Consider the following 25580-nt stretch of genomic DNA (forward strand, 5'->3'; position numbering starts at 1 on the left):
GCCGAACTATCCGCCGGCGACCATCACCGCATCAGCTAATTGGGGAGTCCACGATATGTCTAGGAAAATCTTTGCTGCCGTCCTGGCGGCGATGCTGGCGATTGCCGGAATTGCCGCCGCCCCGGCCGCGTACTCGGCGCCGAACCCTTCCGTGAAAGTCTTCGACACGGCTAATACCATCACTGACCCGGCCTGGTTCGTCCAAGCCTACAACGCCGGCTTCCGCCTTTACATCATGCATTCAACTGCCTGGGGCACCTGCGATCCTTGGTACCGGACACAGACCCAGCTGAAGATGGCACTCGACGCGGGGCTCATGATCGCCGTCTACACCCGCGACCCGCGCTGCTGGCAGGGCGGCATATCTGCGGCCGGGCCGTACCAGGGCCAGCTCCAGTTTTTCGCGCTGGACGTCGAGACCGGCAGTGTCCCGGTCACCAGGGCCATGGTGGACGGCGTCAAGGGCATGGGCGTCAGGCCTGTGATCTACAGCGGCTCGGGGATGTGGCCGCAGATCATGGACAGCAGCACAGCCTTTGACGACGTCCCGCTGTGGGATACCAACGCAGGATCCGTCAATTACTCCACGTGGACAGCGGACTACCTCGTGCCGACGCCTGTTCCCTATGGAGGATGGAACACATCCACGAACATGCGCATCGGTGTCCAGCAGAAGTTCAATCAGACCCTGAACGGCGTCGTGGTCGACTTGAACTCCTTCGATGCCACGTTCCTGGGCGCCCAGCCTCCGGCCAACCAACCGCCATCAGCTGTCTTCACATCGTCAGCGTCCGGGTTGACGGCGACCTTCGACGGCTCGGCATCTGCGGATCCGGACGGTTCGCTCGCCTCCTACAGCTGGGACTTCGGCGACGGATCCCCCTCCGGGACCGGCGCTAAGCCCACACACACCTATGCCGCCGGCGGTACGTACCAGGTGAAACTGACGGTGACCGACAACGCAGGCGCCACCGGTTCCGCCACAAACCCTGTCACGCTCAGCGGCCCGGCCGCCACTGTCCCGGCTGCGCCCACCGAAGCCACCGCAGTTGCCGGCAACGCCTCGGCTATTGTCAGCTGGACGGCGCCGAATAACGGGGGATCTGCTATTACTTCCTATACGGTCACGCCCTACGTAGGTTCAGCGGCACAGGCCCCGGTGCAGGTGACCGGGAACCCTCCGGCTACGAGCGCCACAGTCACGGGTCTGGCGAACGGCACTGCCTACACCTTCACGGTCTCGGCGACCAATGCCGTCGGCTCCTCGGCACCGTCCGCTGCCACCGCTGCGGTGACACCGTCTGCGCCGCAGTCCGTGGTGCAAAACGGCGGGTTTGAGTCCGGGCTGGCATCCTGGACGGCGGCTGGAATAGCCCCGCCCAAACCGGCGGGCACGGCGCACAGCGGCAGCGGCTCTGCGCTGCTTGGTGTCGCCAGCGGCAGCGAGCCGCTGGGAGACAGCTCCCTGTCCCAGTCCATTAGCGTCCCGCTCACCGGGACATCCATCCTGTCGTTCTGGTACCAGCCACATACAACGGACGCCGTCTGCAGCGGAAACAACAGAAAGAAATGCAGGTGGGACTGGATGGAGGGACAGGTGCGCGGCTCCACCGGCGGCATTCTGACAACCCTCTTCAAATTGAACAGCAACTCCGGAACCTGGACACGCGTTACAGCCGACCTTTCCCCCTTCAGGGGACAAACCGTAACGCTGTGGTTCAACGTCCACCTCGACGGGGCCGTGCCGGCCGACAACACCTGGATGTATCTCGACGACGTCACCGTCACGAACGGCTAACCCGACGGTGCGGGCCCGCACTGTCCTGCCAGCGGGCCCGCACCGCCGCGCTTGTCGCCTTGGAAGCGACAGTGACGGGGACATAGGCTCAGTCCCATGACATCGAACGCGCCCTGGCCGCAGCACGATCCCACCGGCGGCCACGGATACGGGCAGCAGCCACCCTGGCCCCGGCAGGAGCTGCCGAAGCAGGCCAATCCCACCTGGATGGGCCAGGTCCTGCCCGATCACTACCGTCCGGCACCCGCCAGCAACCACGCGCCCACCGTGAACACCATGATGCCGCCTGCCGCGGTGCGCAGCCGGTCAAGTGCGGGAGTTGTAGGACTCGTGGGCGGCGGCGGCTTCCTGGCTTTTGCCAGCCTCTTCCTGGTCCTCCCCTACCTTGTTGGCAACACCGGCGTCACCGGGTTCGTGATCGGCTTCATCGCGTCCCTGATCCCGTTGAGCGCCGTGCTCCTCGCTGTCTACGTCATTGACCGCTGGGAGCCCGAGCCCAAGCGCCTGTTGCTGTTCGCCTTTATGTGGGGCGCGGTCGTGTCCATTTCCGTCACGCTGCTGATCCAGCCGGTCTTTGCGCTGGCAGCGGTGCCCCCGGCCGGCGTGGACTACCGGACTTTTGCCGTCACCGTGCAGGCCCCCGTGGTGGAGGAGTTCGCCAAGTCCTTGGGCCTGTTGCTACTGCTTGTGCTGGCGCGGAAGCACTTTGACGGCCCAGTGGACGGGGTGGTGTTCGCCTTCACCATTGCCGGCGGCTTCGCTTTTACGGAAAACATCCTCTACTTCGGCCGGGCCATCGCCGAGTCCGCAACACCCGGCACAGACCTCGCGGTCGTGTTCTTCCTGCGGGGCGTCATGTCCCCGTTCGCCCACGCCATCTTCACGGGTACCACCGGACTCATTCTCGGTTTTGCGGCGCGGCGCTGGCACCCGGGGATGTCCGTCGTTGCGTTCGCCGTGGGACTGGTCCCGGCGATGATCCTGCACAGTATGTGGAACAGCATGGGCCAGGACTTCCTGGTTCAGTACATCGTGGTCCAGGTGCCCATCTTCGTGCTGGCCGTCGTCGTTATTGTGCTGCTGCGTGTGGCGGAGAACCGGCTAACGCGGCAGCGGCTCCAGGAGTATGCAGCCGCGGGGTGGTTCACGCCGCCGGAAGTGGAGATGCTGGCAACCGCCGGCGGACGCCGTTCTGCGGTCCGCTGGGCGAAGCAGTTCGGCCGGGGGCCGCAGATGAAAGCGTTCCTGCGATCGGCCACCCGGCTTGCCTTCATCCGGCAACGGATCCTCAGTGGCCGGGACGTTCCGGCCCACCAGCTGGACGAGCACCACCAGCTCGCAGAAGTCGTGGCCCGGCGGGACGCCGTGCTGCGCTAGGTGTACTGCTCAGGGACGTTGGTTGGGTGAATGTGATGACTCGCTGGAGTCGTTGACTCATGGGTGAGGACCTCCGGTTGCACAGTGGAGTTGCTTAGACAACCGCTGAGGCGACCAGGAGGTCCTCAATGTCCCACGCTAATGCCGCTTTGACTCCGCGCCAACGGTTACGCGTCGCGCGTCTCGTCATTGACCACGGCTGGCCGGTGTCTCGGGCTGCCGAACAGTTCAATTGCTCATGGCCCACGGCCAAACGGTGGGCGGCCCGATATGCCGCGATGGGCGAAGCCGGTATGACCGACAGATCCTCGCGCCCACACCGGGTGGCGAACCGGACCCTGCCGCAACTGGTTCGCCAGGTCGTGCACCTGCGCTGGAAGCAAAGGCTGGGGCCGGTCGCGATCGGAGCGAAACTGGCCATGCCCGCCTCCACGGTCCACGCGGTCCTGGTGCGGTGCCGGCTGAACCGGTTGCATCACGTGGACAAGCGCACCGGGGAAGTCATCCGCCGCTACGAACACGAGACACCGGGGGCGATGATCCATGTCGACGTGAAAAAACTCGGCAACATTCCCGACGGCGGCGGCTGGCGCTACGTCGGCCGGAAGGAAGGCAACAGGAATCGGGCAGGTACACCTGACAAACCGCAAAGCAGCCACCGCAACCCGCTGATCGGCACCTCCTACGTGCACACCGTCATCGATGACCATTCCCGGGTCGCCTACGCCGAGATCCACGGCGACGAAACCGCGCCCACCGCAGCCGCCGTCCTGAAACGGGCCGTGTCCTGGTTCGCTGCCCGCGGCGTCACCGTCGAGCGGGTCCTCTCCGACAACGGCTCAGCCTACAAATCCCACCTCTGGCGGGACACCTGCCGGGAGTTGAACATCAAGGTCAAGAAGACCCGCCCATACCGTCCGCAGACCAACGGCAAGATCGAACGGTTCCACCGCACCTTGGCCGACGGATGGGCATTCAAACGCTTCTACGCCACAGAATCAGCCCGCAGAAACGCCCTCCCGGCATGGCTGCACCACTACAATCACCACAGGCCCCACACCGCAATCGGAGGCCACCCGCCCATCAGCCGCTTAACCAACCTGCCTGAGCAGTACAGCTAGGCGGGCAAACAAAAAGGACCGGCGCCCGCCTTGGCGGGGACCGGTCCTTTTTCATGTTGTTGTTATGCCAGCAGCGAAGGCTTCAGTTGCTGGAGCCGGCCGAGGAGGCCGTTGATAAAGGACGGTGACTCGTCCGTGGACAGCGTCTTGGCAAGGGCGACGGCCTCGCTGACCGCCACGCCGTCGGGAACGTCATCGTTGTAGAGAAGTTCCCACGTGCCGATGCGCAGGATGATGCGGTCCACCGACGGCATGCGCTCCAGTGTCCAGCCCTGCGAGTAGGTTTCCAGGAATTCGTCGATGGCGGCCTGGTGGGACACCACGCCTTCGACGATCTCGAGGGTGTAGGGGTTGACGATCTGGTCGGTTTTTTCACGGCGTGACCGCAGCACATCGAAAGCCGAGAGGGAGCGCTGCTCCGCCTCGAAAAGAACATCCAGGGCCCGGTTACGGGCCTTACCGCGGGCGCTCACTAGTCGTTGACCCGGCCGAGGTAGCTGCCGTCGCGGGTGTCAACCTTGACCTTGGTGTTGTTCTCGACGAACAGCGGCACCTGGATCTCGTAGCCGGTCTCCAACGTGGCGGGCTTGGTGCCGGCGGAGGAGCGGTCGCCCTGCAGGCCCGGCTCGGTGTAGGTGATTTCAAGCACGACGCTCGGGGGCAGTTCGATGTACAGCGGGGTGCCTTCGTGGATGGCAATGTTGACCATCTGGTTTTCCAGCATGAAGTTGGTGGCGTCGCCTACGGTGGCGCCGGAAACCGTGATCTGGTCGTAGTCCTGCGTGTCCATGAACACGAAGTCAGCGCCGTCCTGGTACAGGTACTGGTAGTCGCGGCGGTCCACAGTGGCGGTCTCGATCTTGAGGCCGGCGTTGAAGGTCTTGTCGACCACCTTGCCGGACATAACGTTGCGCATCTTGGTACGGACGAAAGCGCCGCCCTTGCCCGGCTTGACGTGCTGGAACTCGATGATGTTCCAGAGCTGGCCCTCAAGCTTCAGCACGGTTCCGTTCTTGATGTCGTTTGTGGTTGCCACTGGTATCCTCTGGTTTGTCTCTGACCGCTTCTAGCCGCCAGCCGGTTATGTCAGGCAGGCACGCCAAAAGGCCGCCAGCGAGTATTTGTCAAAAATCCAAGAACCATTCTACCGGCAATGCCGGCGGGCTGCTGCGACCGAGCCTAGGACGACCTTTCCAGGACGTTCCGCGCACGCTGCAGCGCGACTGTGGACGAGTAGATCAGCGCGGCATCCGCGGCCCCCGCAACGCGGAGGTCCAGGGCCTTGGCGAACTCGTCGACGGCCGCTGCCGTGTTGCCTCCGGCATAGTAGGCACGGCCGAGGTGCTGGTGCGCCATGGCCTCCAGCTCGGTTCCCTGGACCTCCGCCAACAGCTGGCGGTAAAGATCCACTGCCCGGTCATAACGCTTGGAAACCCGCAGGAGCTCGGCTTCAAAGGCCCGGAGCCGGAAAGATTCGGGGTCGTTGTAGCGTGCTTCGGCCAGGAGCTCCGCGGCATCGCCGGCGTGGCCTTCCGCCAGGAGGACCATGATGCGGTCCGCCGGATCGGAGGACGCCTGAAGTGCCAGGTTGCATGCCTCTTCGTTGACGATTCCCGGCATGAGGGTGTCCGGGTTGATCTTGACACCCGGGAACCCTGCGTCCGGCCACTCACTCGTGCCGCCCATGGAATCAATCATGACGCTCCCCGTCATCAAGAGGCAATCTCCTGGTAGGCGGCAAACAGCAGGGACGTGTCCGGAACGTCAAGGATTCCCGGGCGGGCGATGCCGTCCAGGACCACGAAACGAAGCAGGTCTCCACGGGACTTCTTGTCCCGGCGCATGCCGTCCAGCAGCCCCTGCCACCGGTCCCGGCGGTAGGTGATCGGCAGTCCAAGCGTTTCCAGGATGGTGCGGTGACGGTCGGCGTCGGCGTCGCTGAGGCGACCCACGCTGCGGGCGAGTTCAGCGGCGAACATCATCCCCACCGAAACAGCGGCGCCGTGGCGCCAGGAGTAGCGTTCCACTAGCTCGATCGCGTGGCCCAGGGTGTGCCCGTAGTTGAGGATCTCGCGCCGGCCGGTTTCCTTGAGGTCTTCGGACACGACGTCGGCCTTCACGGCGATGGCGCGCTCGATCAGCTCGCGGAGGACCGCTGACTGCGGATCGGTGACTGCGGACGGATCCTTTTCCACGAGGTCCAGGATGGCGGGGTCGGCGATGAACCCGCACTTGATGACCTCGGCCATGCCCGAAATGAGCTCGTTCTTCGGCAGGGTGCTGAGCGTATCGAGGTCCGCGAGGACGGCGGCCGGCGGGTGGAACGCACCCACCAGGTTCTTGCCTTCGGCGGTGTTGATGCCGGTCTTGCCACCGACGGATGCATCCACCATGCCGAGAAGGCTGGTGGGCATGTGGATGACCTTAACGCCGCGGAGCCAGGTGGCCGCCACGAAGCCGGCGAGGTCCGTGACGGCGCCGCCGCCTACTGCCACCACGGCGTCGGAGCGGGTGAAGTCGTTTTGTCCCAGGACCTGCCAGCAGAACGCGGCTACCTGGATGTGCTTGCCTTCTTCGGCGTCCGGGATTTCTGCGGTCAGCGCAGTGAACCCGGCCGAGGCCAGCTCATCGCGGACGGTGTCACCGGTGAGCCGGAGGGCCCGCGGGTGGATGACCAGAACCCGTTTGACACGCTCGCCCAGCAGCTCGGGAAGGCGTCCAAGCAGGCCGCGGCCCACAATGACGTCGTAGTTGTCAGCGGCAGACTTGCCGGTGACTTTGATGACGGTTGATTCGCTACTCACTTTTCAACTTCCTTTGTAGCGGCCACTGGCTCCGCCGCCGCGGTTTGTGCCGCCGCGTACTCACGCAGCGCCTCTTCCAGCCGGTGCCCGAGATCCGTGACGGATCCGTGGCGGACATCGAAAACTAGGTCGGCAAGCCGTTCATAGACCGGTTGCCGGGTGGCAAAAAGCGCACGCCACCGGCCCATGGCGTCTCCGGCCAGGAGCGGACGGCCGGAATTGCGGGCTATGCGCTCCGAAACTGTGTCGGCGTCGCACTCAAGGTAGACAACGGTGCAGCGGCGCAGGAGCTGCTGGGTGCCGGAGTCGAGTACGGCCCCGCCGCCGAGGGAAATGACGGTGCCGGTGTTCCCGGCCTCTTCGATGACCCGGGCGACGGTCCGGGCCTCAATCTCCCGGAACGCACGCTCGCCGCGGGCGGCGAAGATGTCCGGAATGGTTCCGTGGTTTTCCACGATCACGACGTCGGTGTCGACGAACGCCGCCCCCAGCTGTTGAGCAAGCTGGTGGCCGATTGCCGACTTGCCAACGGCCATGGGTCCGATGAGCGCAATGGGCCGCCGGGCCGCAGTGCCGTTCCTGCTGCTGGCCGGCACTACTGGCCGATCGAGTCCAGGGACGCCGGAATGTTGTCCAGGTAACCCTTGATGTTCCGTGCCGTTTCCGCGACCGAATCGCCGCCGAACTTCTCCGCCACTGCCTCGGCCAATACGAGTGCCACCATGGCCTCAGCCACTACGCCGGCGGCCGGAACAGCACAGACGTCAGAGCGCTGGTGGTGGGCCTTGGCGGCCTCCCCGGTGCTCACGTCGATGGTCTTGAGGGCGCGCGGAACGGTGGCGATGGGCTTCATTGCCGCGCGGACCCGCAGAACGTCACCGATGCTCATGCCGCCTTCAATGCCGCCGGCCCGGTTGCTGGTGCGGATGATCCGGCCGTCGGAGTCCTTGACGATTTCGTCGTGGGCGGCTGAGCCCCGGCGGGAAGCCGTGAGGAATCCGTCGCCAACCTCAACACCCTTGATGGCCTGGATGCCCATCAGGGCGGCGGCGAGGCGGGAGTCCAGGCGGCGGTCCCAGTGGACGTAGCTGCCGAGTCCGGGCGGAAGGCCGTAGGCCAGCACCTCCACCACACCGCCGAGGGTTTCGCCTTCCTTGTGGGCGGCGTCAACTTCGGCCACCATGGCGTCGGAGGTTTCCCGGTCAAAACAACGGAGCGGATCGGCGTCGAGGGCAATCACGTTGGCGGGTACAGGCAGCGGGCGCCCTTCCGGCACAGAGACACTGGCGATCGAAACTGTGTGGCTGACTAGTTCAATGCCCAGTTGCTTGAGGAACTGCGACGCCACGGTGCCCAGTGCAACGCGGGTAGCGGTTTCGCGGGCGCTGGCGCGCTCCAGTACGGGACGTGCTTCGTCAAAGCCATATTTCTGCATGCCCGTGAAGTCCGCGTGTCCGGGGCGCGGCCGCGTCAGCGGTGCGTTGCGTGCCTGGTCCGCCAGTATCTCGGGGGCCACGGGGTCCGCAGCCATGATCTGCTCCCACTTGGGCCATTCAGTGTTGCCCACCTGGATGGCCACCGGACCGCCCTGCGTGATGCCGTGGCGCACGCCGCCAAGGACGGTAACGACGTCCTGCTCAAACTTCATCCGGGCACCGCGGCCGTAGCCGAGGCGGCGGCGGGCGAGGGCATCCGCGATCTGGCTGCTGGTGAGTTCAACACCGGCAGGGACGCCTTCAATTATTCCGACCAGTGCCGGTCCATGGGATTCACCGGCAGTCAACCAACGCAACATAAAATCCATCCTGCCACGTAGGGCGGTTAGAACACTCGTCGGGGTGCCCCGACTGCGTCACACATCACATCTATGACTTCGGCCGTGACGTCGTCGCCAAGGCCGCTAAAGAACCGCACCTGCTCTACTGCCTGGTAGAGCAGCATTTCCAGGCCGGGAACCACGGCGCCTCCCCCGTCCTGCCAGACGGAGGCTATCCTGCTGGGCCACGGATCGTAGGCGACATCCAGCAGCACTCCCGGCGTCCGGGCCCCGAGGCCCGCGAGCTCGTCCGCCAGGGCGTCGGCCCCGCGGGGCGGGAGCGTGGAGATGACGACGTCGGCGGCGGCCATTGCGGCGGCCGCGCCGGATAGCGGGAGGATGCGGACGGGAAGGCCCACGCCTTGGGAGGCAGCCCGGGCTTCTGCCGCCCGGCCCACGTCGCGCACGTAGACATCAGCAGACGGTGCGCCGAGGTCCTTGAGCGCGGCGATCGCGGCGGCAGCGGTTCCGCCGCCGCCCAGGACCACGGCTGACGGTGCGGAAACCACGCCGGCATGCCGCACGGCGTTGACGATGCCCGCGACGTCGGTGTTGTAGCCGACCCGTCGCACGGCCGTACCGTCGGCCTCAAACACCACCGTGTTGACCACTCCGAGGATGCCGGCTACGCCGCGGACCTCGTCAACCTCGGAAACCATGGCCGTCTTGAGCGGCATGGTGACGGACAGTCCACACCAGCCGGGCTGGTTGCGGACCGACGCCATGAAGGCCGGCAGGTCGGGAACAGTCACATCGATGGCGGAATACTCGACGTCGATTCCCAAACGCCGGTAGGCAGCGCGGTGCAGGGCCGGGGACTTCGAATGGCCGATCGGGTGCCCAAGGACGGCAGCCTTCAAGGTCACGTGCAACGTCCTGCGTTGGCGGCGCACCAGGCGTTGTACTGCTCCACGTACTGGTTGTGCTCAGCCAGCGTCTTGGAGAACTTCGTCTCCTTGGTGTCCAGGTTAATGGTCACCCAGTACATGTAGTCGTTGGCCTTCGGCTTGGCTGCCGCGTCGATGGCGTTCTTGCCCGGTGAGCCGATGGGTCCCACCGGAAGCCCCTGGTTGGCGTACGTGTTGTAGGGGTTCGACTTGTCAGCTTTCTGATCCTCGTCGATGTGGAAGCTCTTGATTCCCAGCCCGTAAGTCACCGTTGCGTCGGACTGGATCAGGCCGGCCGTCTCGGTGTTGTTCGGCTTGAGCCGGTTGTAGATGGCACCGGCGACGTCGCCGTACTCGGCCTGGCCGCCTTCAGCCTGGACAATGCTGGCGACCGTGACGACGTCGTACTGCTTCGCGGGATCCGTGACTCCCTGCGCCTTCAGCTCGTCGGTCGTGGTGGTCACAAGGTTCTGGAGGATCTCCTTCGCCGGCGTTCCCAGCGGGAACCGGTGCTCGCCCGGAGCCAGGTAACCTTCAAGGTTCTTGGCTTTCGCCGGCAGTCCGAACTGGGCCGGGGAGTCGCTGAGCGATTTGAGTTCGGCAACGGGGATACCGGAGCCCTTGGATATCGCCTGCAGTGATTCGCCGATCCTCAAGCCGGCGCTCAGGGCGAAGTACATGACTTTGCCCTCGCCCTTGCCCAGCAGCACGGCCACGGCGTCTGAATTCTTCATTTCCTGGCGAAACTGGAATTCCCCCGGGGCTATCGTGCCGCCGGAAGCTGTGAGCTCGCGCAGGAACGTGTCCGGGTTGGCAACTACCTTCTGCTCCGCGAGCTTGGTGGCCACAGACCGGGTACCTTCACCGGGCTCCACGGAAACATTCACCTCGCCGGTGCCGGGGCCGGGGTAATCGGCGATCGTGTTCCCGCCCAGAAGGGGTTTCAGGAACTGGGCGCCCACCACCAGGGCAGTCACGAACACCGCAAGGGTCAGCAGTAGTGCGAGCCAGCGTCGACGACGGCGGACCTTCTTGGACGTAGCCGGAACGACCGCCACGGACGAGCCGCCGGCCATCAGCGGATGTGCAGGTTCGTCAAGATGCTCCTCGTGGTGCTCCCCCGCTGCATAGAGGTGGGCGTCATCGTAGACGTGGTGCTCGTCGTCCTCGTGGTCGGGGTGCACAGGGTAGACGTGGTGCGCGTCATCCTCGTGCTCGTGGTGCACGGGGTAGCCGGCATGCGGGGCGAACTCCGCAGAGTCGTCGTGGTGCAGCGGTTCCTCGTGGTGGAGCGGTTCGGGGTGCACGGCTTCCTGATGCAACGGCGCGTCGGGGTGAAGCGGTTCGTCGTGCTGCACGGGCTCGTGGTGCACCGGTTCCCGGGCAGGTTCCTGAACAGCGTCCTGTTGCACGGTGGGCGGCTCCGCCGGCATGGCGGGCGGAACCTGCGGCGAGTGGCCGGTTTCAAACGCCTGCGGCGGGACGACGTCGTTACCGTCGGTGGTCAGGGATTTCTCCCTGGCCCGAATTTCCTTGCGCGTCAGCTGACGTCCGGAGTCACTGAATTCCTCACCTGAGGACTCTCCGCTGTTAACCGGGCTCACTGTTGCCTTCCATTTTCTGAAGATTGCACATTGATTCCCGGGACTGCCGGATCAGCGTTTTCCGCTGCGGCGTCCCCGGAAAGCCCCGGCTGGGAAACCGCGAACACGCGGCTTCCTACATCCGTTCCCCTGGCTTTTTGCATGTCGATTGCGTGCTGCAGTATTCCTGCGGCGGCAACCTGATCCACTACCTTACGGTGATTCCGGCTGCTCATGCCAGCTTCGTGCAGGTTGCGGTGGGCCATCACTGTGCTCAACCGTTCGTCCACGAGCTGCACCGGAATGTCCGATCCACGGGCCGCGAGGGCTTCGGCCAGCAGCTCCGCATAATCCGTCGCCATCCGGGCCGAAGCATGCTCTTCCCCTTTGAGCGTACGCGGCAACCCTACAAAGACCTGCACGGCGCCAAGCTCGGATGCCAGACCCGCCAGCACACGGACATCCGTATTTTTCTTGGCGTTTCGCTCGAGCGTCTTCAACGGTGTGGCCAGGATGCCGTCGCGGTCACACACCGCGACGCCTACACGGACCGTGCCCACGTCCACCCCCAGTTTGATGCCCCGGGGGTAGGCGTCGGATTCAACAGATTGGTTCACGGTTCGGTTATCGCCTCGTGATTGCGTCCACGACGGCGGTCAGCGCCACCGGCACCTTCGCGGAATCGGTGCCGCCGCCCTGGGCGACGTCGTCCTTGCCGCCACCGCCGCCGCCGAGGATCCCGGCTGCGAGCCGGACGAGTGCTCCGGCCTTCACACCCGCGGCACGGGCCGCCTCGTTGGTGGCGACAAGAATCACAGGGCGGTCGTTGCTCACACCCGCAACCGCAACTGCCGCGGCCTCGGAGCCAAGACGTGTGCGCAGGTCAAGCGCCAGTCCCCGGAGGTCGTCAGCGCCGCTCACCTGTCCGGCGTCGTGCGCAATGACCTTCACCCCGGCAGCGTCCTTAGCCGTACCCACCAGCTGCGCAGCGGCAGCCGTCAGCTGCTCCTTGCGCAGGCGCTCTAGTTCCTTTTCCACCGTCTTGAGCTTGGTCAGGGTGGTGGCGATGCGGTCCGCCAGCAGCCCTGACGGCACCTTCAGCATTTCCGTAAGCTCCGTGACCAGCGCCCGCTCGGCAGCCAGGTGCCGGAAAGCCTCCATTCCCACGAAGGCTTCAACGCGGCGGTTTCCCGAGCCGACGGACTGGTCGCCCAGCAGTGACAGGCTGCCGATGAGCGAGGTGTTGGCCACATGGGTTCCGCCGCAAAGCTCGCGGGACCATGCGCCGTCGATCTCTACGACCCGGACTTCGTTGCCGTAGTTCTCGCCGAAGAGCGCCATGGCGCCGAGGGCCTTGGCCTCGGCCAACGCCATGACTTTGGTCTCAACCTGGAAGTTGTTGCGGATGGCCAGGTTGGAAACTTCTTCGATTTCAGAGCGCGTGGCAGCGCTGAGTCCCTCTCCCCAGGCGAAGTCGAAGCGCAGGTATCCGGCCTTGTTGTAGGAACCGCGCTGCAGTGCCTCCGGGCCGAGGATCTGGTGCAGGGCGGCATGCACAATGTGGGTGCCGGTGTGGGCCTGCTCTGCGGAGTGCCTCCGCTCGCGGTCCACCGCCGCCTGCACGAGCGAGTCCGCGCCGATTTCGCCCTCGCGGACGATCGCCTTGTGCACGCTCAGGCCCTTGACAGGGCGCTGGACGTCCAGCACTTCGACGACGAAGCCGTCTCCCGTAATGAGCCCGGTGTCGGCAGCCTGGCCGCCGGCTTCCGCGTAGAACGGGGTCTCGGCGAGCACCAGTTCGATTTCCTCGCCGGTGGAGGCCTGGGAAACCTTGCGGCCGCCGGAAAGGATGCCGCGGACCTTGGATTCGCCGGCAAGCTCCGTGTAACCGGTGAAGACCGTCTCCCCCTCGGCCAGCAGCTCCTGGAAGGCGCTGAGGTCGGCGTGCGAACCCTTCTTGCCCTTGGCGTCCGCCTGGGCGCGCTGGCGCTGCTCAAGCATCAGCTTCCGGAATTCGGGTTCGTCGACCTTCAGGCCCGCTTCTTCGGCCATTTCCAGCGTCAGGTCGATCGGGAAACCGTAGGTGTCATGCAGGGCAAAAGCATCGGCGCCGGAAAGCGGCTGGCCGGCTGCCTTGGAATCCTTGACGGCGTCCTCGAGGCGTGCGGTGCCGGAAGCAATGGTCCGCAGGAACGCCTTCTCTTCGGCGTAGGCGATGCGGCTGATGCGGTCGAAGTCGGTCTCCACCACCGGGTAGACGCCCTTCATGGCGTCACGGGAAGCCGGCAGCAGATCGGGCAGGCAGGCCTTTTCGACGCCCAGGAGCCGCATGGAGCGCACGGCCCGGCGGATGAGGCGGCGCAGTACGTAGCCGCGGCCTTCGTTGGAAGGCGTCACGCCGTCGGCGATCAGCATCAGTGCGGACCGGATGTGGTCCGCCACTACGCGCATCCGGACATCGTCGGTGTGGTGGGGATCGTCGGCGGACTCGGCCGAGGTGTATTCCTTGCCGGACAGTGCCGCGGCCTTGTCGATGACGGGACGGACCTGGTCGGTCTCGTACATGTTTTCGACGTCCTGCAGGATCATTGCCAGGCGTTCCATGCCCAGGCCGGTGTCGATGTTCTTCTTGGGCAGTTCACCGGTGATGTCGAAGTCCACCTTCGAGCGCACGTTGTCGATCTGGTACTGCATGAACACGAGGTTCCAGATTTCGACGTAGCGGTTCTCGTCGGCGATGGGGCCGCCTTCGACGCCGTAGGAAGGGCCACGGTCGTAGTAAATCTCGGAACAGGGTCCGGCCGGGCCGGGCTGGCCGGTGGACCAGTAGTTGTCCGCCTTGCCCATCCGCTGGATCCGCTCGGCGGGCATGCCGGTGTTCTTGAGCCAGAGCTGCTCGGCCTCGTCGTCTTCTTCGTAGACGGTGACCCAAAGCTTCTCGGGCGGCAGGCCGTAGCCGCCGTCGTCGACGCTGGTGGTGAGGAGCTCCCAGGCGAACTTGATGGCGTCTTCCTTGAAGTAGTCGCCGAAGGAGAAGTTGCCGCACATCTGGAAGAAGGTGCCGTGGCGGGCGGTCTTCCCGACTTCCTCGATGTCGCCGGTGCGGATGCACTTCTGCACGCTGGTGGCGCGGTTGTAGGGCGCCTCCTCGCGGGCCGTCAGGTACGGAATGAACGGAACCATGCCGGCCACCGTGAACAGCAGGGAGGGGTCGCTGGAGACCAGTGATGCGGAAGGCACCGCCGTGTGGCCCTTACTGACAAAAAAGTCGATCCAGCGCTTGGTGATCTCCTGCGACTTCATAACCTGGTTACTTACCCTTCTTGGTGTACTGCGTGTAGTTCTGATGCGTGCGGTTCACGCAATGCAACGCGTGGCTGCCCTGGCACATGCCGGAGCCACCGGTTTAATTCTCCCCTACGCCGGGCATTGTGATGTCCGCGCGGGTGCCGGACCGGTTTCCGGGCCGTTCCAGGGGCTGCGGGTTAGCGCCGCACCAGCTCCTGGGTGTCAATGCCCAGTGCAGCCCGCAGGTCGCTTTCGCGCTCCTGCATGCCATCGCGGACAGCGTCTGCAAAGTCGTAGATGCCGTCGGCCAGCCGGCCCACCGCCCTGTTGAGGCCTTCAGGGCCCAAGGTGGACTGGGCCTCGGTGATCTTGCGGAAAGCGATGACGCCGATGGCGACGCCGATTCCCATCCAGAGGATTCTTTTCATTGAGTGCTCCGTCGGGATTAGCGGCTGCGGCGGCCGGTGGCGGGTTTCTTGCGGGCGGAGAGGGCGGAGCGGACTCCGTAGCTGAAGGCTGCCACCTTGATCAGCGGAGAACCCACGGTTGCCGCCACGAGAGACGAGAGGGCGGAGATGTTGGCCGAGGCGTCCGAGACGTTGGACGAGATGCCGTCAACCTTCTTGAGCTGCTGGTTCGTGGTGGAAACCGTTGCCGTGACTTCGTCCATGAGCGGTGTGGCGCCGTCGCTAATCGAACGGATGGACGTCCGGACTTCATCAAAAACCCGTCCGAGCTTCAGGATCGGCACGGCGAGTAACAGCACGAGGAGCGCAAACACCCCTGCCGCGATCAGGCCGGCAATATCGCCACCAGACATAGACGTTCATCTCCTTGTATTTCCGTGGACTGCTGCGGGTTCCGCACCGGCGCCGTGGCCGCTCTTGCGGAACTCCCCCCAGTACCTTACATACAAAGAAGCCCGCGGCGCTTGCCACGGGCTTCTTTGTATACGCTGCTTTTATTTAGCGTGCGTAGAATTCGACGACGAGCTGCTCTTCGCAGGTTACGGGAACCTCGGAGCGCTTCGGGCGACGAACCAGGCGTGCCTGCAGGGCGTCAAGCTTGACGTCCAGGTAGGCCGGAACCTGGGGCAGGACGTCGCGGTGCGCGCCGGCTGCTGCAACCTGGAACGGAGGCATGGTTTCGCTGCGGCTGTGGACGTGGACCAGCTGGCCCTCGCCGACGCGGAAGGACGGGCGGTCAACGCGGATGCCGTCAACCAGGATGTGGCGGTGCACAACCAGCTGGCGGGCCTGGGCGATGGTGCGGGCGAAGCCGGCACGGAGCACGAGGGCGTCGAGACGCATTTCGAGCAGTTCGATCAGGTTTTCACCGGTCAGGCCCTTGGTGCGGCGTGCTTCTTCGAAGGCACGGGTCATCTGGGCTTCGCGGATGCCGTACTGGGCGCGCAGACGCTGCTTTTCGCGCAGACGTACGGCGTAGTCGGAGTCCTGCTTCTTGCGGGCACGGCCATGCTCACCGGGGCCGTACGGGCGGCGCTCCATGTACTTGGCGGCCTTGGGGGTCAGAGCAATGCCGAGTGCACGCGAAAGGCGTGCGGTACGGCGAGCACGAGTGTTGTTAGCCACTTGTGTCCTTCCAATATCTGCGGTGTGTCAGTGTTACTGGCCTCCACGATGGAGAGCATCGGCCAACCGCTGCCTTTTGCTACTGGGCGCAGGGCATAACCTCATCAAAGTGAATTTGGTGGATTGTGCGTCCGTGCCTTGCCAGACAACGAACTATCCTACCACGATGCGGCCTGCCGTCCCTGATGCCTGCCGTCAGGTCCGCGCGTGGACGCCGCGGCTGGCCGGACGGCCGAAGGACGCGGCGCCCAGGAACTCGACGGCGATGAACGGCTCGTTCCCCACCACCCATTCATCGTGGCCGGGAGGCAGCGTGTAGGTGTCGTTGGCATGGATCGTGGAACGGACGCCGTCGGGGGTTTCCACTTCCATGACACCGGAGACGCAGAATCCGAGGTGGTTGTGCTGGCAGAAGTCGGTCTTCTCGAGGGGCTTGATGCTCTCCGACCACCGCCAGCCGGGGTTGAGTATCAGCCGGGCCACTGAGTAATCGTTCACGGTGACCAGATCGAACTCGGCCTTGTCGGGGCAACGCTTCTTGTCCGGAACGTCGAACGACTTCACGGACATTGCTGTGACGAAATTTGCGGACATGTGACACTGCCTGGGAACTGGGAAGGAGGCGCATAGGGTTGTGCCGGGCTGTTTCCGTGCCGGCGGCCGGCCCGGGCCTGAGCGAACGGGCAACCGGCAAGTGTGCTGATGTCCCCCTCAAGGCACGCACGTACAGCAGATCTGTGCTGACGTAATTCAACGTTAGCCCTCCGCCGCCGGAAGTCAACGGGCAAGTGCACCGTCCGCAGGGGCCGGCCCGTCAGCCGCCGCGGATGATCTTCCGGAGCCGCTCCAGCCTGGTGGAAATCTCCCGTTCGGCGCCGTTGGCGGTGGGCTGGTAGTAGTCCCGGCCCACGAGGTCGTCCGGTGGATATTGCTGGGTGGCAACGCCGTGCGGTGCGTCGTGCGCGTATTTGTAACCCTGCCCGTGCCCGAGCTGTTTGGAACCCGGATAGTGGGCATCCCGCAGGTGGGCGGGGATGCCGTTCCCCAAGCCGGCCCGTACATCGGCTGTGGCTTTGTTGATGCCCATATAGGCGGCGTTGGACTTCGGGGCCGTCGCCAGGTGGACCACGGCCTCGGCCAGCACGATCCGCCCCTCGGGCATGCCGATCAGTTGCACGGCCTGCGCCGCCGCCACGGCAGTCTGCAACGCCGTGGGGTCCGCCATCCCGACGTCCTCCGCAGCCGAGATCACGATGCGCCTGGCGATGAACCTGGGGTCCTCCCCGGCCTCCAGCATGCGTGCCAGGTAATGGAGTGCGGCGTCCACGTCGGATCCGCGAATCGATTTGATGAAGGCACTGGCAACGTCGTAGTGCTGGTCCCCCGCACGGTCGTACCTGACGGCGGCAACATCCAGGGCACGTTCGGTATGCCGCAGTTCCACGGTGACGGGACCGTCGTCGGCGTCGTCGGCATCACCGAAAGCCACGCCGGCGGCCGCCTCCAGCGCCGTCAGCGCTCGGCGCGCGTCTCCGCCGGACAGCCTGACCAGGTGCGCCAGTGCTTCCTCGCTTAGTTTCACTTTCCCGTTGAGTCCGCGGGGATCAGAAACGGCCCGCTGGACCAGGCCCTCGATGTCGGCATCGGTCAGCGGACGGAGCGTCAACAGCAGCGAGCGGGACAGCAGCGGGGACACGACCGAGAACGAGGGATTCTCGGTGGTGGCGGCAACGAGGACCACCCAGCGGTTTTCGACCCCCGGCAGCAGCGCGTCCTGCTGGGCTTTATTGAAACGGTGGATTTCGTCGAGGAAAAGCACCGTTGTGGTCTTGTAGAGGTCCCGCGCCGTGAGCGCCTCGTCCATCACGCGCCGTACGTCCTTGACGCCCGCGGTGATGGCGGACAGTTCGACGAACTTCCGGCCCGGGCCTTTCGCGATCACATGGGCAAGCGTGGTCTTGCCGGTTCCTGGAGGACCCCACAGGATGAGCGAGGTGGGGCCGGCCGGGCCGGCGGAATCCGCCCCCGCTCCCGCGGCTAGCTGGCGCAGCGGGGAACCCTGCCCCAGCAGGTGCTGCTGGCCCACGACGTCGTCGAGGGTGCGCGGCCGCATCCGGACCGCCAGCGGGCTCCGGGGCTGCGTCCGGCCGGCGGCCAGCCCGGAAACTGCCGACCCGGACGGCGTCACAGTCCCGCCGTCGTCGTCGTTGTCCGGCCCTTGGCCAAAGAGATCATCCACATAGATAGGCTACTTCTAGTTCAGGACGCCCCTAACAACGGAGAACCACGCGATGCCAAACCCAGAGTCCCGTGTGGCTTTCGTCTCCGGTGAACGGCTGCCGGGATGGGTGGAGCGTTTTGCCGCAAGCCACGGCACCCTTGTCGAAGAAGAGCTCGACGGCGGCCTGCAACTGTCCGCGGCGGACGGTGCCGTGGCGCTGCTGCAGTCGCCGTGGCCGGCGGACGGACGGCCCGGCCGCGGCGCCGATGCCGTGGCACGGCTGGCTTCGTTGGCGGCGCAGTCCCGGACGGTCGGGCTGGTGCTGGTCCGCCGCGGCGGTTACTCAGTGGCGGTGGTCCGTGACGGCGCCGCCCTTGCCTCCAAAACCGGTACCCGCCACATCCAGTCCAGGACTGCCGCCGGGGGCGGGTCCCAGCAGCGGTTCGCCCGGCGCCGCACCAACCAGGCGGATGCGCTGGTGGAGGCGGTCGCCGGGCACGCCGACCGGATCTTCGGGGAGCACCGGATCGAATACCTGGTGCCGGGCGGCGACCGCACCCTTGCCGAGCAAGTCCTCGGCGCACCCGTACTGAAACGCTACGCGGCGCGGTCCCGGCTTGCGTTCCTGGACGTCCCGGACCCGCGCGCTTCCGTGCTGAAGCAGGCTGCAGCCGACGCGTGTTCGGTCCGGATCCTGGTGACCGACCCGCCGGCTTAGCCCCGCCGCTGCTCCACCTAATCCTCGCTGCGCCCGCCCAGCGTGTCGAAGGCCTCCCTCCCGAGGAACACGTGGCAGGTTGCTCAGGAGGCGGTGCAGCCGCAGGAGGCCAGGACGGGACTGTCGTTGTCCCGGAGGGCAGGTCCCGGCCGAACGCGCTCATGGGCCGCACGGCGCGGCTGATGACCGATTCACCCCGGTGGTCCCGGCGCCCGGGAGGAGGATTACCATTGAGCGGGAATCCTGAGGAGAAGAGTGGCCAATTCCGCATCGGGCGAGTCAATCATCGGGCGCTTCGTGAAAATCGTGAGCGCCTTCGACGACCGCCATACTTCCATGAGCGTCGCCGAACTCGGGCGCAGGACCGGGCTGCCCGTAACCACCACCTACAGGCTGGTCAACGACCTGCTGCAGGAACGGCTCCTCGAACGCGAGCCAGGCGGCGACGTCCACATCGGCACCAGGATGTGGGAACTCGTCTCCCGCGGGTCCAAGATGCTCGGACTGCGGGAGGCCGCCCTGCCCTTCATGGAGGACGTCCAGGCAGTTGTGCAGCATTCCACCACGCTGGGCATCCTGGATTCGGATGAAGTGCTGTACATCGAACGGCTTGGCTCCGACAAGACCATCGTGGACATCACGAAAATCGCCGGCAGGCTGCCGCTGCACGCAACGTCCTCGGGTTTGGTTCTGCTGGCGCACTCCCCGGCGGCCTATCAGGGCAGCTTCCTGGCCCGTCCGCTGACAAAGTTCACCGAAACCACCCTCACGGACCCTGCGGTGCTCCGCCGCCACCTGGCCGAGATCAGGCAGCGCGGCTTTGCTGCCATGCCGGGCGTGATCGTGCCCGAATCCAGCGGCATCGCTGTCCCCGTCTTTGGACCCGACAACAGAGTCCGCGCCGCGCTCAGCGTAGTGGTGCCGCGCAACGAGGAGAACGCGGCTGCCCGGGTCCCCGTCCTGATGGCCGCCGCCCGGGGAATCTCGCGGGCCCTGGGCTGGCGCGGCGAGCTGAAGGGGACCGTCCGCCAGAGCCACTGACCGGAGCTCTTGGACGCTGCATTGCCGTTCATCGGCAATCATGTGGTTCCAGTCACACCTCCCCTGCCACTCTGGCTAGACGCGGCAAAGAAGCTGCAGGAGCTACGAGGAGCAAACCCATGAACACCACAGCGAACCGGGTGGCTGGTAAGACCGCAATCGTCACCGGCGGCCGCGGCGACCTGGGCAGCGCCACTGCCGCCCTGCTGGCTCAACACGGCGCAGTAGTCGCCAGCCTGGACGTTGCCGGCATCCCGGCAGGCGCGTCCCACGCAAACATCAGCCAGTACGACGTCGACGTCACGAGCGAGGACAGCGTCGCCGATGCGATCCGCCGGGTCATCGACGACCTGGGCACGCCGGACATCCTGGTCAACGCGGCCGGAATCATCGGGCCCGCCGGAGCCTCCCACACCGCCTCCGTGGCGGACTTCGACACAATCTTCAACGTCAACGTCAAGGGTGTCTGGCTGATGACCAAGCACGTGGTCCCCGGCATGATCGATAGGGGCGCCGGCAGCATCGTCAACTTCTCCTCCATCCACGGAATCACGGGCGGACGGAACGTGCCGCTGTACCACGCGACCAAGGGTGCCGTCCGGCTCCTGAGCAAGTCCGATGCGGCGGCGTACGGAGCCCATGGCATCCGGGTGAACTCCATCCACCCGGGCTCCATGGACACCCGGATGAGCCGCCGCTCGGCCGAGCAGTCAGACATCGGCGCCGAGGCCTACTACAGGCAGCTGGTGGGCTCCAATCCCCTTCCCCGGCAGGGCAAGCCGGACGAGATTGCCTATGGGGTGCTGTACCTGGCCTCCGACGAATCCCGCTTCACCACCGGTTCCGAGCTCGTGATCGACGGCGGCTACACCGCCGTCTGACCCGGCGCGGGGTTCCCGGCCCCGGGCAGCCGCTTGGCAGAACCGTTCGCGCAGGCATCTGCGCAACCAATTTTCCCTCCTGAAAGGCAACACCCATGAAATTCGTCAATGGAACCGCAGCGGAAAGCTACGAAGTCGTCGTCGTCGGATCCGGCGCCGGTGCACTCACCGCGGCGGCCACCGCAGCGCGCGCCGGCAAATCCGTCGTCGTCCTGGAAAAGAGCGCCGTGCTGGGCGGCACGTCCGCCGTCTCCGGCGGCATGCTGTGGGTGGCGGACAACCACCACGCCCGGGAAGCCGGCATGACCGATTCGAAGGAAGCGGCCGCAAAGTACGTGCGCGCCGTGGCCCGGGGACGCGGACGGGCGGAGCTCCTGGACGCCGCCCTGGACTACGGGGACCAGATGCTCCGGTTTGTTGAGGAGGAGTGCGGCGTCCGCTTCATCTTCCTCAACAACTTCCCGGACTACCGCCAGGACCTCCCCGGCGCCGTGGAGGGTGGCCGCACGGTGGAACCCGAACTGTTCAACAGCAAGGAAGCCCTCGGCGCACTCACCGCGCACGTCCGCACCGACGGCAGGGCCCCGTTCACCATGCAGGAATACGAAAACTGGGGTGCCTTCACCAAGTTCCCCTGGGACGACCTCAACCAGCGCCAGGCTGACGGGCTCGTGGCCAAGGGCCAGGCCCTGGTGTCCATGCTCCTTGCCAGCCTGGTCCGCGACGGTGCCGCTTTCGTCACCGAAGCACGGGGCCACCGGCTGCTCACGGACGGCGCCCGGGTGACCGGCGTCGAGCTCGAATCGGGCGAAGTCTTCCAGGCGAACGATGCCGTAGTACTGGCCACCGGCGGCTTCGAATGGGACAAGGCACTGGCCGACTCGATGCTGGCCTCGCGGCTTTACACTATGTGCTCACCGCCCTCGAACACCGGCGACGGCCTGCGGATGGCCCAGCGGATCGGCGGCCAGACCCGCGGCACCAGGGAAGCCTGGTGGGCCCCGATGTCGGTCACCGGCGACACGCGCGACGGGCAGCCGATCGGCACCTTGCTCCGCTTCGAGCGCCAGGGCCCGGGATCGATCATGGTCAACCGCCATGGCCGCCGCTTCGCCAACGAGTCGCAGAACTACAACGACCTCGCCCGGAGCCTGCAGTCCTGGGATTCCGCCGCGAACCAGACCCTCAACACGCCGGCACACGTGATAGTCGACCACGCCTACATGGAGCGGTACGGCATCCTGGCCCACCGCGCCGGCCAGCCCGCCCCCGGCTACCTGATCGAGGCGGCCACACTGGAAGAACTCGCGGCAAAGATCAACGTTCCCGCGGAAAACCTCAGCGCAACCGTGGCACGGTTCAACGGGTTTGCGGTCAAGGGCGAAGACCCCGACTTCGGCCGCGGAGAAAGCGCGTACGACAAGTACTGGGGCGACGAGGAGAACCTGTACCCGAACCCGTCCCTGGGTCCGCTGCGGGCCGGCCCGTTCTACGCCATGGAGGTGGTCAACGGCGCATTCGGGACCAACGGCGGCGTGGCAACCGACGGGCTGGCCCGCGTGCTCGACGTCGACAACCGCCCCATCGAGGGCCTGTTCGCCGCCGGCAACACGGCCGAAAACGCCTACGCCGCGGGCTACCCCGGCGCCGGCGCCACCCTTGGACCGATCATGACCATGGGCTACCTCGCCGGCCGCACCATCGCCGGCCGGTCGCCGGAGTACCGCCCGGCTGAAGAAAACGAGGCAGCAGCGGAACTGGTAGGAGCCTGAGATGATCCGCCACACCGTACTCTTCAAGTTCAAACCGGACTTCCCGCCCGCCGATAAACAGGCCTGGATCGCCGGACTCAACAGGATGGCCGGGAACATTCCCGGCATGCTCAGCCTGAGCCATGGCCCGGACCTGCTCGGTACCGAGCGCTCCTTCGATTACGCCATCGTCGCCGACTTCAAAACGGTCGAGGACATCGCGGTGTACAACACGCATCCGCTGCACCAGCCGCTCAAGGCCTACTCATTCCCCAACAGCCGGCAAATCCTCTCGGTGGACTTCCACCTCCCGGATTCCCAGCCGGCTTCCACTAAGACACCGACGTCTTAAGGAGAACCCCATGCAATCTGCACCCGCAACCCGAATCCCGCCACATGACGCCCAGGGTACGACCCCGCGCAAAACCCCGGGCAAGGCAGCCTTGGCGTCATTCCTCGGCAGCACTCTGGAGTACTACGACTTCTTCATCTACGGAACCGCCGCCGCCCTCGTGTTTCCGCACCTTTTCTTCCCTTCCGCCGACCCCGCCATCGGCCTGATCGGCGCCTTCGCCACCTTCGGCGTCGCCTACGTAGCCCGGCCGGTGGGCGGGCTGGTGATGGGCCACTTCGGCGACAAGCTGGGCCGGAAGAAGATCCTGCTGCTGACCTTGGGCATCATGGGCCTGGCATCGCTGGGCATCGGATTCCTGCCCACCTACGAACAGGTCGGCGTCTGGGCACCGGTCCTCCTGGTGGCGGGGCGGCTGGCACAGGGCTTCTCCGCCGGTGCGGAGTCGGCCGGCGCTTCCACCCTCACCCTGGAACACTCGCCCGAAGGTAAACGCGGCTTCTTCACCAGCTTCGTGATGACCGGCTACGCCTCCGGCATGGTGCTGGCCACCCTCGTGTTCATTCCGGTCACGGCCCTGCCGCAGGAAGCAATGATGAGCTGGGGCTGGCGCATCCCGTTCTGGCTCTCCATCGTGGTCCTGGCCATCGCCTACTGGGTGCGGACGCACCTGGACGAAACTCCGGTCTTCGAAGAGGCCCAGGAACACCGGAAGGTCGCCCCGATGCCGCTCAAGGAAGTGCTTAAGTTCCAAGGCCCTGATGTGATGCGCGTTGTGGGAATGTCGATCATGTCCGTCATGCAGACCATCTTCACCGTTTTCGGCCTCGCGTATGCCACCTCCACGGCAGGCTTTGACCGGGCCTCCATCCTGACCGTCAACGCCGTCGCCATCGGGCTGTCCATGTTTGCCATGCCGGTGGCGGCCAGACTTTCGGACCGGATCGGCCGCCGGCCCGTGCTGCTTACGGCCGCGTTCGGGTGCTCAGCCACGATCTTCCTGTACTTCCTTGCACTGTCCTCCGGCAACATCGTGCTGGTCTTCCTGGCGGCTTTCCTGAACATGACGCTGCTGTACTCGGGCTTCAACGGCATCTGGCCCGCATTCTTCGCGGAACAGTTCGCCGCACCGGTCCGCTACACAGGCATGGCGATGGGAAACCAGCTGGGACTCGTCCTGGCCGGCTTCGCCCCGATGATTGCCGGCCTGCTCCTGACCCCGGGCGTCACCGGCTGGGTTCCCGTGGCTGTGTTCGGCACGGTGTGCATGCTCATAGCTGCAGCCTCGGTGTACTACTCCCGTGAGACGTTCAAAACGCCGATCGGGGAGCTGGGTGCTCCGTACCTGGCCGGTACCGCCGCCCGGCGGGATCTGCAAAACCCTTGAGTCCGAGCACCAGCCCGAAAGGAACTACCACGCCGCGCCCCACCAGCGGCCCCGATCAGTACCCCGGACACTGGCCGGCGCACGCCACCGAAAGCTATGCGACCGAAGGAACCTAGCAGCCGGTCAGGTGCCTCTTGGGCCGCTCCTGCCGATAGTAGTAGCGTCCGGCTTCCGTGAATCCCGAGCGGGCGTACAGCTCCCGGGCGCCGGCATTGGCCGCCGTCACCAGAAGCCAGTATCCGCTGAGGCCCAGGGCGTCACCTTCACGCAGCAAGGACCGGAGAACCCGGGTCGCGTAGCCGTGGCGACGGGCATCAGGGCGGGTAGCCATGGCGTACAGGCCACCCTCCGTGCCGGACGGAACGGCGAGGCGTCCGACGGCGGCGGGCGCGCCGTCGTCGTCCCGCACCAGGGCGTACAGCGACCGGCAGCCTTCGAGGATAGCGCGGGCGGTGGCGAGGGACTCCTCGCCACCGCGGCCGTCCACTCTCCACCACAGCTGGAGCCATTCGGCCGACGGCTCTGCAGTCAGTTCGACGCCGGCGTCAGGCGCCTCGCCAGCAGATACGGGCTCCGCGCCGGCGTCGCGCACCAGGACCAGGGTCTCCGACTGCCGGGTGAAGCCTTCCTCGTCGAGGACAGCGTTCAGGGCGCTACTGCGGGAGTCGTCGAAGACCTGGAAGATCACCGGAAGCCGGCGGCTGCGGTACCAGGCCCGGGCATCCCGGAGCCGCGCCATCCGGTCGTGGTGCGTGCCGGCAGGCTCCGAACGCGGCCAGATCGAGTTGGCCCGCTGGGTCACGCCGCCCGCAGCACGCAGAACCCAGCCGCCGGACTCTTCCCGGTCGGTGGCGGGCCAGGCAGCATCCATGGCGGATTCAATGTCAGACAGTCCGATGCGAGCCATGCGTCTACCTCCTTTATCAACGGCAAGGGGCTCCCCGGTTGTCCCGGGGAGCCCCT

At 65.8% G+C, this 25580-nt stretch carries 25 protein-coding genes; 9 read left to right on the forward strand and 16 right to left on the reverse strand.

The window, feature by feature from the left end; genetic code table 11:
* Positions 1–55: 55 nt before the first annotated feature.
* The 3 genes from JOE41_RS20930 (at position 56) to JOE41_RS01250 (ending at position 4296) form a co-directional block, all read left to right on the forward strand.
* On the forward strand, positions 56–1798 hold the full coding sequence (locus JOE41_RS20930; protein WP_245200595.1) for a PKD domain-containing protein: 1743 nt from the start codon (positions 56–58) through the stop codon (positions 1796–1798).
* Between the two features lie 96 nt (positions 1799–1894).
* Complete coding sequence (locus tag JOE41_RS01245) at positions 1895–3175, forward strand: PrsW family intramembrane metalloprotease (protein WP_209750448.1); 1281 nt, start codon at positions 1895–1897, stop codon at positions 3173–3175.
* Between the two features lie 128 nt (positions 3176–3303).
* Positions 3304–4296, forward strand: a complete 993-nt coding sequence (locus JOE41_RS01250) for an IS481 family transposase (protein ID WP_209750450.1) — start codon at positions 3304–3306, stop codon at positions 4294–4296.
* Positions 4297–4358: 62 nt separating this feature from the next.
* On the opposite strand, the gene nusB is transcribed toward JOE41_RS01250, so the two are convergent.
* The 15 genes from nusB to JOE41_RS01325 all read right to left on the reverse strand — a co-directional run bounded on the left by nusB (position 4359) and on the right by JOE41_RS01325 (position 18505).
* On the reverse strand, positions 4359–4769 hold the full coding sequence (nusB, locus tag JOE41_RS01255) for a transcription antitermination factor NusB (RefSeq protein WP_011692113.1): 411 nt from the start codon (positions 4767–4769) through the stop codon (positions 4359–4361).
* Complete coding sequence (efp, locus tag JOE41_RS01260; RefSeq protein ID WP_011692114.1) at positions 4769–5332, reverse strand: elongation factor P; 564 nt, start codon at positions 5330–5332, stop codon at positions 4769–4771. The genes nusB and efp overlap by 1 nt, the downstream gene beginning before the upstream one ends.
* 143 nt (positions 5333–5475) lie before the next feature.
* On the reverse strand, positions 5476–5994 hold the full coding sequence (locus JOE41_RS01265) for a tetratricopeptide repeat protein (RefSeq protein ID WP_043430731.1): 519 nt from the start codon (positions 5992–5994) through the stop codon (positions 5476–5478).
* Positions 5995–6008: 14 nt separating this feature from the next.
* Positions 6009–7100 (reverse strand): 3-dehydroquinate synthase, encoded by a 1092-nt coding sequence (aroB, locus tag JOE41_RS01270; RefSeq protein ID WP_209750453.1) that lies wholly within the window; start codon positions 7098–7100, stop codon positions 6009–6011.
* Positions 7097–7696: a shikimate kinase gene (locus JOE41_RS01275; protein ID WP_011692117.1), complete on the reverse strand. Its 600-nt coding sequence runs from the start codon at positions 7694–7696 to the stop codon at positions 7097–7099. Before JOE41_RS01275 ends, aroB begins: the two co-directional genes overlap by 4 nt.
* Complete coding sequence (gene aroC, locus JOE41_RS01280) at positions 7696–8895, reverse strand: chorismate synthase (protein ID WP_011692118.1); 1200 nt, start codon at positions 8893–8895, stop codon at positions 7696–7698. The genes JOE41_RS01275 and aroC overlap by 1 nt, the downstream gene beginning before the upstream one ends.
* A gap of 26 nt (positions 8896–8921) precedes the next feature.
* On the reverse strand, positions 8922–9782 hold the full coding sequence (locus JOE41_RS01285; RefSeq protein WP_011692119.1) for a shikimate dehydrogenase: 861 nt from the start codon (positions 9780–9782) through the stop codon (positions 8922–8924).
* Complete coding sequence (gene mltG / locus JOE41_RS01290) at positions 9779–11407, reverse strand: endolytic transglycosylase MltG (RefSeq protein ID WP_209750455.1); 1629 nt, start codon at positions 11405–11407, stop codon at positions 9779–9781. Before mltG ends, JOE41_RS01285 begins: the two co-directional genes overlap by 4 nt.
* Positions 11404–12003 (reverse strand): Holliday junction resolvase RuvX, encoded by a 600-nt coding sequence (gene ruvX / locus JOE41_RS01295; RefSeq protein ID WP_209750457.1) that lies wholly within the window; start codon positions 12001–12003, stop codon positions 11404–11406. Before ruvX ends, mltG begins: the two co-directional genes overlap by 4 nt.
* 7 nt (positions 12004–12010) lie before the next feature.
* Positions 12011–14689 (reverse strand): alanine--tRNA ligase, encoded by a 2679-nt coding sequence (alaS, locus tag JOE41_RS01300; protein WP_209750459.1) that lies wholly within the window; start codon positions 14687–14689, stop codon positions 12011–12013.
* A gap of 182 nt (positions 14690–14871) precedes the next feature.
* Entirely contained in the window at positions 14872–15102 is a 231-nt protein-coding gene (locus JOE41_RS01305; protein ID WP_011692123.1) for a DUF6167 family protein, read from the reverse strand.
* Between the two features lie 17 nt (positions 15103–15119).
* Positions 15120–15494 (reverse strand): DUF948 domain-containing protein, encoded by a 375-nt coding sequence (locus JOE41_RS01310; protein WP_011692124.1) that lies wholly within the window; start codon positions 15492–15494, stop codon positions 15120–15122.
* Between the two features lie 145 nt (positions 15495–15639).
* On the reverse strand, positions 15640–16266 hold the full coding sequence (gene rpsD, locus JOE41_RS01315; RefSeq protein WP_011692125.1) for a 30S ribosomal protein S4: 627 nt from the start codon (positions 16264–16266) through the stop codon (positions 15640–15642).
* 195 nt (positions 16267–16461) lie between these two features.
* Positions 16462–16860 (reverse strand): cupin domain-containing protein, encoded by a 399-nt coding sequence (locus JOE41_RS01320; protein ID WP_011692126.1) that lies wholly within the window; start codon positions 16858–16860, stop codon positions 16462–16464.
* A gap of 220 nt (positions 16861–17080) precedes the next feature.
* Positions 17081–18505 carry a replication-associated recombination protein A gene (locus JOE41_RS01325; protein ID WP_209750461.1) on the reverse strand — a complete coding sequence of 475 codons (1425 nt, stop codon included), beginning with the start codon at positions 18503–18505 and terminating at the stop codon, positions 17081–17083.
* A gap of 52 nt (positions 18506–18557) precedes the next feature.
* Between JOE41_RS01325 and JOE41_RS01330 the strand changes: the two genes are divergently transcribed.
* From JOE41_RS01330 to JOE41_RS01355, 6 genes are all read left to right on the forward strand, one after another.
* Positions 18558–19205, forward strand: a complete 648-nt coding sequence (locus tag JOE41_RS01330; protein WP_209750463.1) for an acVLRF1 family peptidyl-tRNA hydrolase — start codon at positions 18558–18560, stop codon at positions 19203–19205.
* 255 nt (positions 19206–19460) lie between these two features.
* Positions 19461–20246, forward strand: a complete 786-nt coding sequence (locus JOE41_RS01335) for an IclR family transcriptional regulator (RefSeq protein WP_011692129.1) — start codon at positions 19461–19463, stop codon at positions 20244–20246.
* A 119-nt stretch (positions 20247–20365) separates the two neighbouring features.
* A complete protein-coding gene (locus tag JOE41_RS01340) occupies positions 20366–21127 on the forward strand; it encodes an SDR family NAD(P)-dependent oxidoreductase (protein ID WP_011692130.1) in 762 nt (253 codons plus the stop codon).
* 95 nt (positions 21128–21222) lie between these two features.
* Positions 21223–22899, forward strand: a complete 1677-nt coding sequence (locus JOE41_RS01345; RefSeq protein WP_209750465.1) for an FAD-dependent oxidoreductase — start codon at positions 21223–21225, stop codon at positions 22897–22899.
* Between the two features lies 1 nt (position 22900).
* A complete protein-coding gene (locus JOE41_RS01350) occupies positions 22901–23230 on the forward strand; it encodes a Dabb family protein (RefSeq protein ID WP_209750467.1) in 330 nt (109 codons plus the stop codon).
* Between the two features lie 10 nt (positions 23231–23240).
* Positions 23241–24617, forward strand: a complete 1377-nt coding sequence (locus tag JOE41_RS01355; RefSeq protein ID WP_209750469.1) for an MFS transporter — start codon at positions 23241–23243, stop codon at positions 24615–24617.
* 112 nt (positions 24618–24729) lie between these two features.
* Here JOE41_RS01355 and JOE41_RS01360 read toward each other — a convergent pair whose 3' ends face one another.
* Positions 24730–25524 carry a GNAT family N-acetyltransferase gene (locus JOE41_RS01360; RefSeq protein ID WP_011692134.1) on the reverse strand — a complete coding sequence of 265 codons (795 nt, stop codon included), beginning with the start codon at positions 25522–25524 and terminating at the stop codon, positions 24730–24732.
* Between the last annotated feature and the right edge of the window lie 56 nt (positions 25525–25580).

The organism is Arthrobacter sp. PvP103 (assembly GCF_017833075.1).
Taxonomy (GTDB): domain Bacteria; phylum Actinomycetota; class Actinomycetes; order Actinomycetales; family Micrococcaceae; genus Arthrobacter.

Bases quoted from the DNA above. Each gene is read 5' to 3' on its own strand.
- aroC (WP_011692118.1), bottom strand. From the start codon at position 8,895: ATGTTGCGTTGGTTGACTGCCGGTGAATCCCATGGACCGGCACTGGTC.
- JOE41_RS01245 (WP_209750448.1), top strand. From the start codon at position 1,895: ATGACATCGAACGCGCCCTGGCCGCAGCACGATCCCACCGGCGGCCAC.
- JOE41_RS01250 (WP_209750450.1), top strand. From the start codon at position 3,304: ATGTCCCACGCTAATGCCGCTTTGACTCCGCGCCAACGGTTACGCGTC.
- JOE41_RS20930 (WP_245200595.1), top strand. From the start codon at position 56: ATGTCTAGGAAAATCTTTGCTGCCGTCCTGGCGGCGATGCTGGCGATT.
- alaS (WP_209750459.1), bottom strand. From the start codon at position 14,689: ATGAAGTCGCAGGAGATCACCAAGCGCTGGATCGACTTTTTTGTCAGT.
- JOE41_RS01355 (WP_209750469.1), top strand. From the start codon at position 23,241: ATGCAATCTGCACCCGCAACCCGAATCCCGCCACATGACGCCCAGGGT.
- JOE41_RS01305 (WP_011692123.1), bottom strand. From the start codon at position 15,102: ATGAAAAGAATCCTCTGGATGGGAATCGGCGTCGCCATCGGCGTCATC.
- JOE41_RS01265 (WP_043430731.1), bottom strand. From the start codon at position 5,994: ATGATTGATTCCATGGGCGGCACGAGTGAGTGGCCGGACGCAGGGTTC.
- JOE41_RS01350 (WP_209750467.1), top strand. From the start codon at position 22,901: ATGATCCGCCACACCGTACTCTTCAAGTTCAAACCGGACTTCCCGCCC.
- JOE41_RS01310 (WP_011692124.1), bottom strand. From the start codon at position 15,494: ATGTCTGGTGGCGATATTGCCGGCCTGATCGCGGCAGGGGTGTTTGCG.
- JOE41_RS01360 (WP_011692134.1), bottom strand. From the start codon at position 25,524: ATGGCTCGCATCGGACTGTCTGACATTGAATCCGCCATGGATGCTGCC.
- JOE41_RS01330 (WP_209750463.1), top strand. From the start codon at position 18,558: ATGCCAAACCCAGAGTCCCGTGTGGCTTTCGTCTCCGGTGAACGGCTG.
- JOE41_RS01340 (WP_011692130.1), top strand. From the start codon at position 20,366: ATGAACACCACAGCGAACCGGGTGGCTGGTAAGACCGCAATCGTCACC.
- JOE41_RS01320 (WP_011692126.1), bottom strand. From the start codon at position 16,860: ATGTCCGCAAATTTCGTCACAGCAATGTCCGTGAAGTCGTTCGACGTT.
- JOE41_RS01345 (WP_209750465.1), top strand. From the start codon at position 21,223: ATGAAATTCGTCAATGGAACCGCAGCGGAAAGCTACGAAGTCGTCGTC.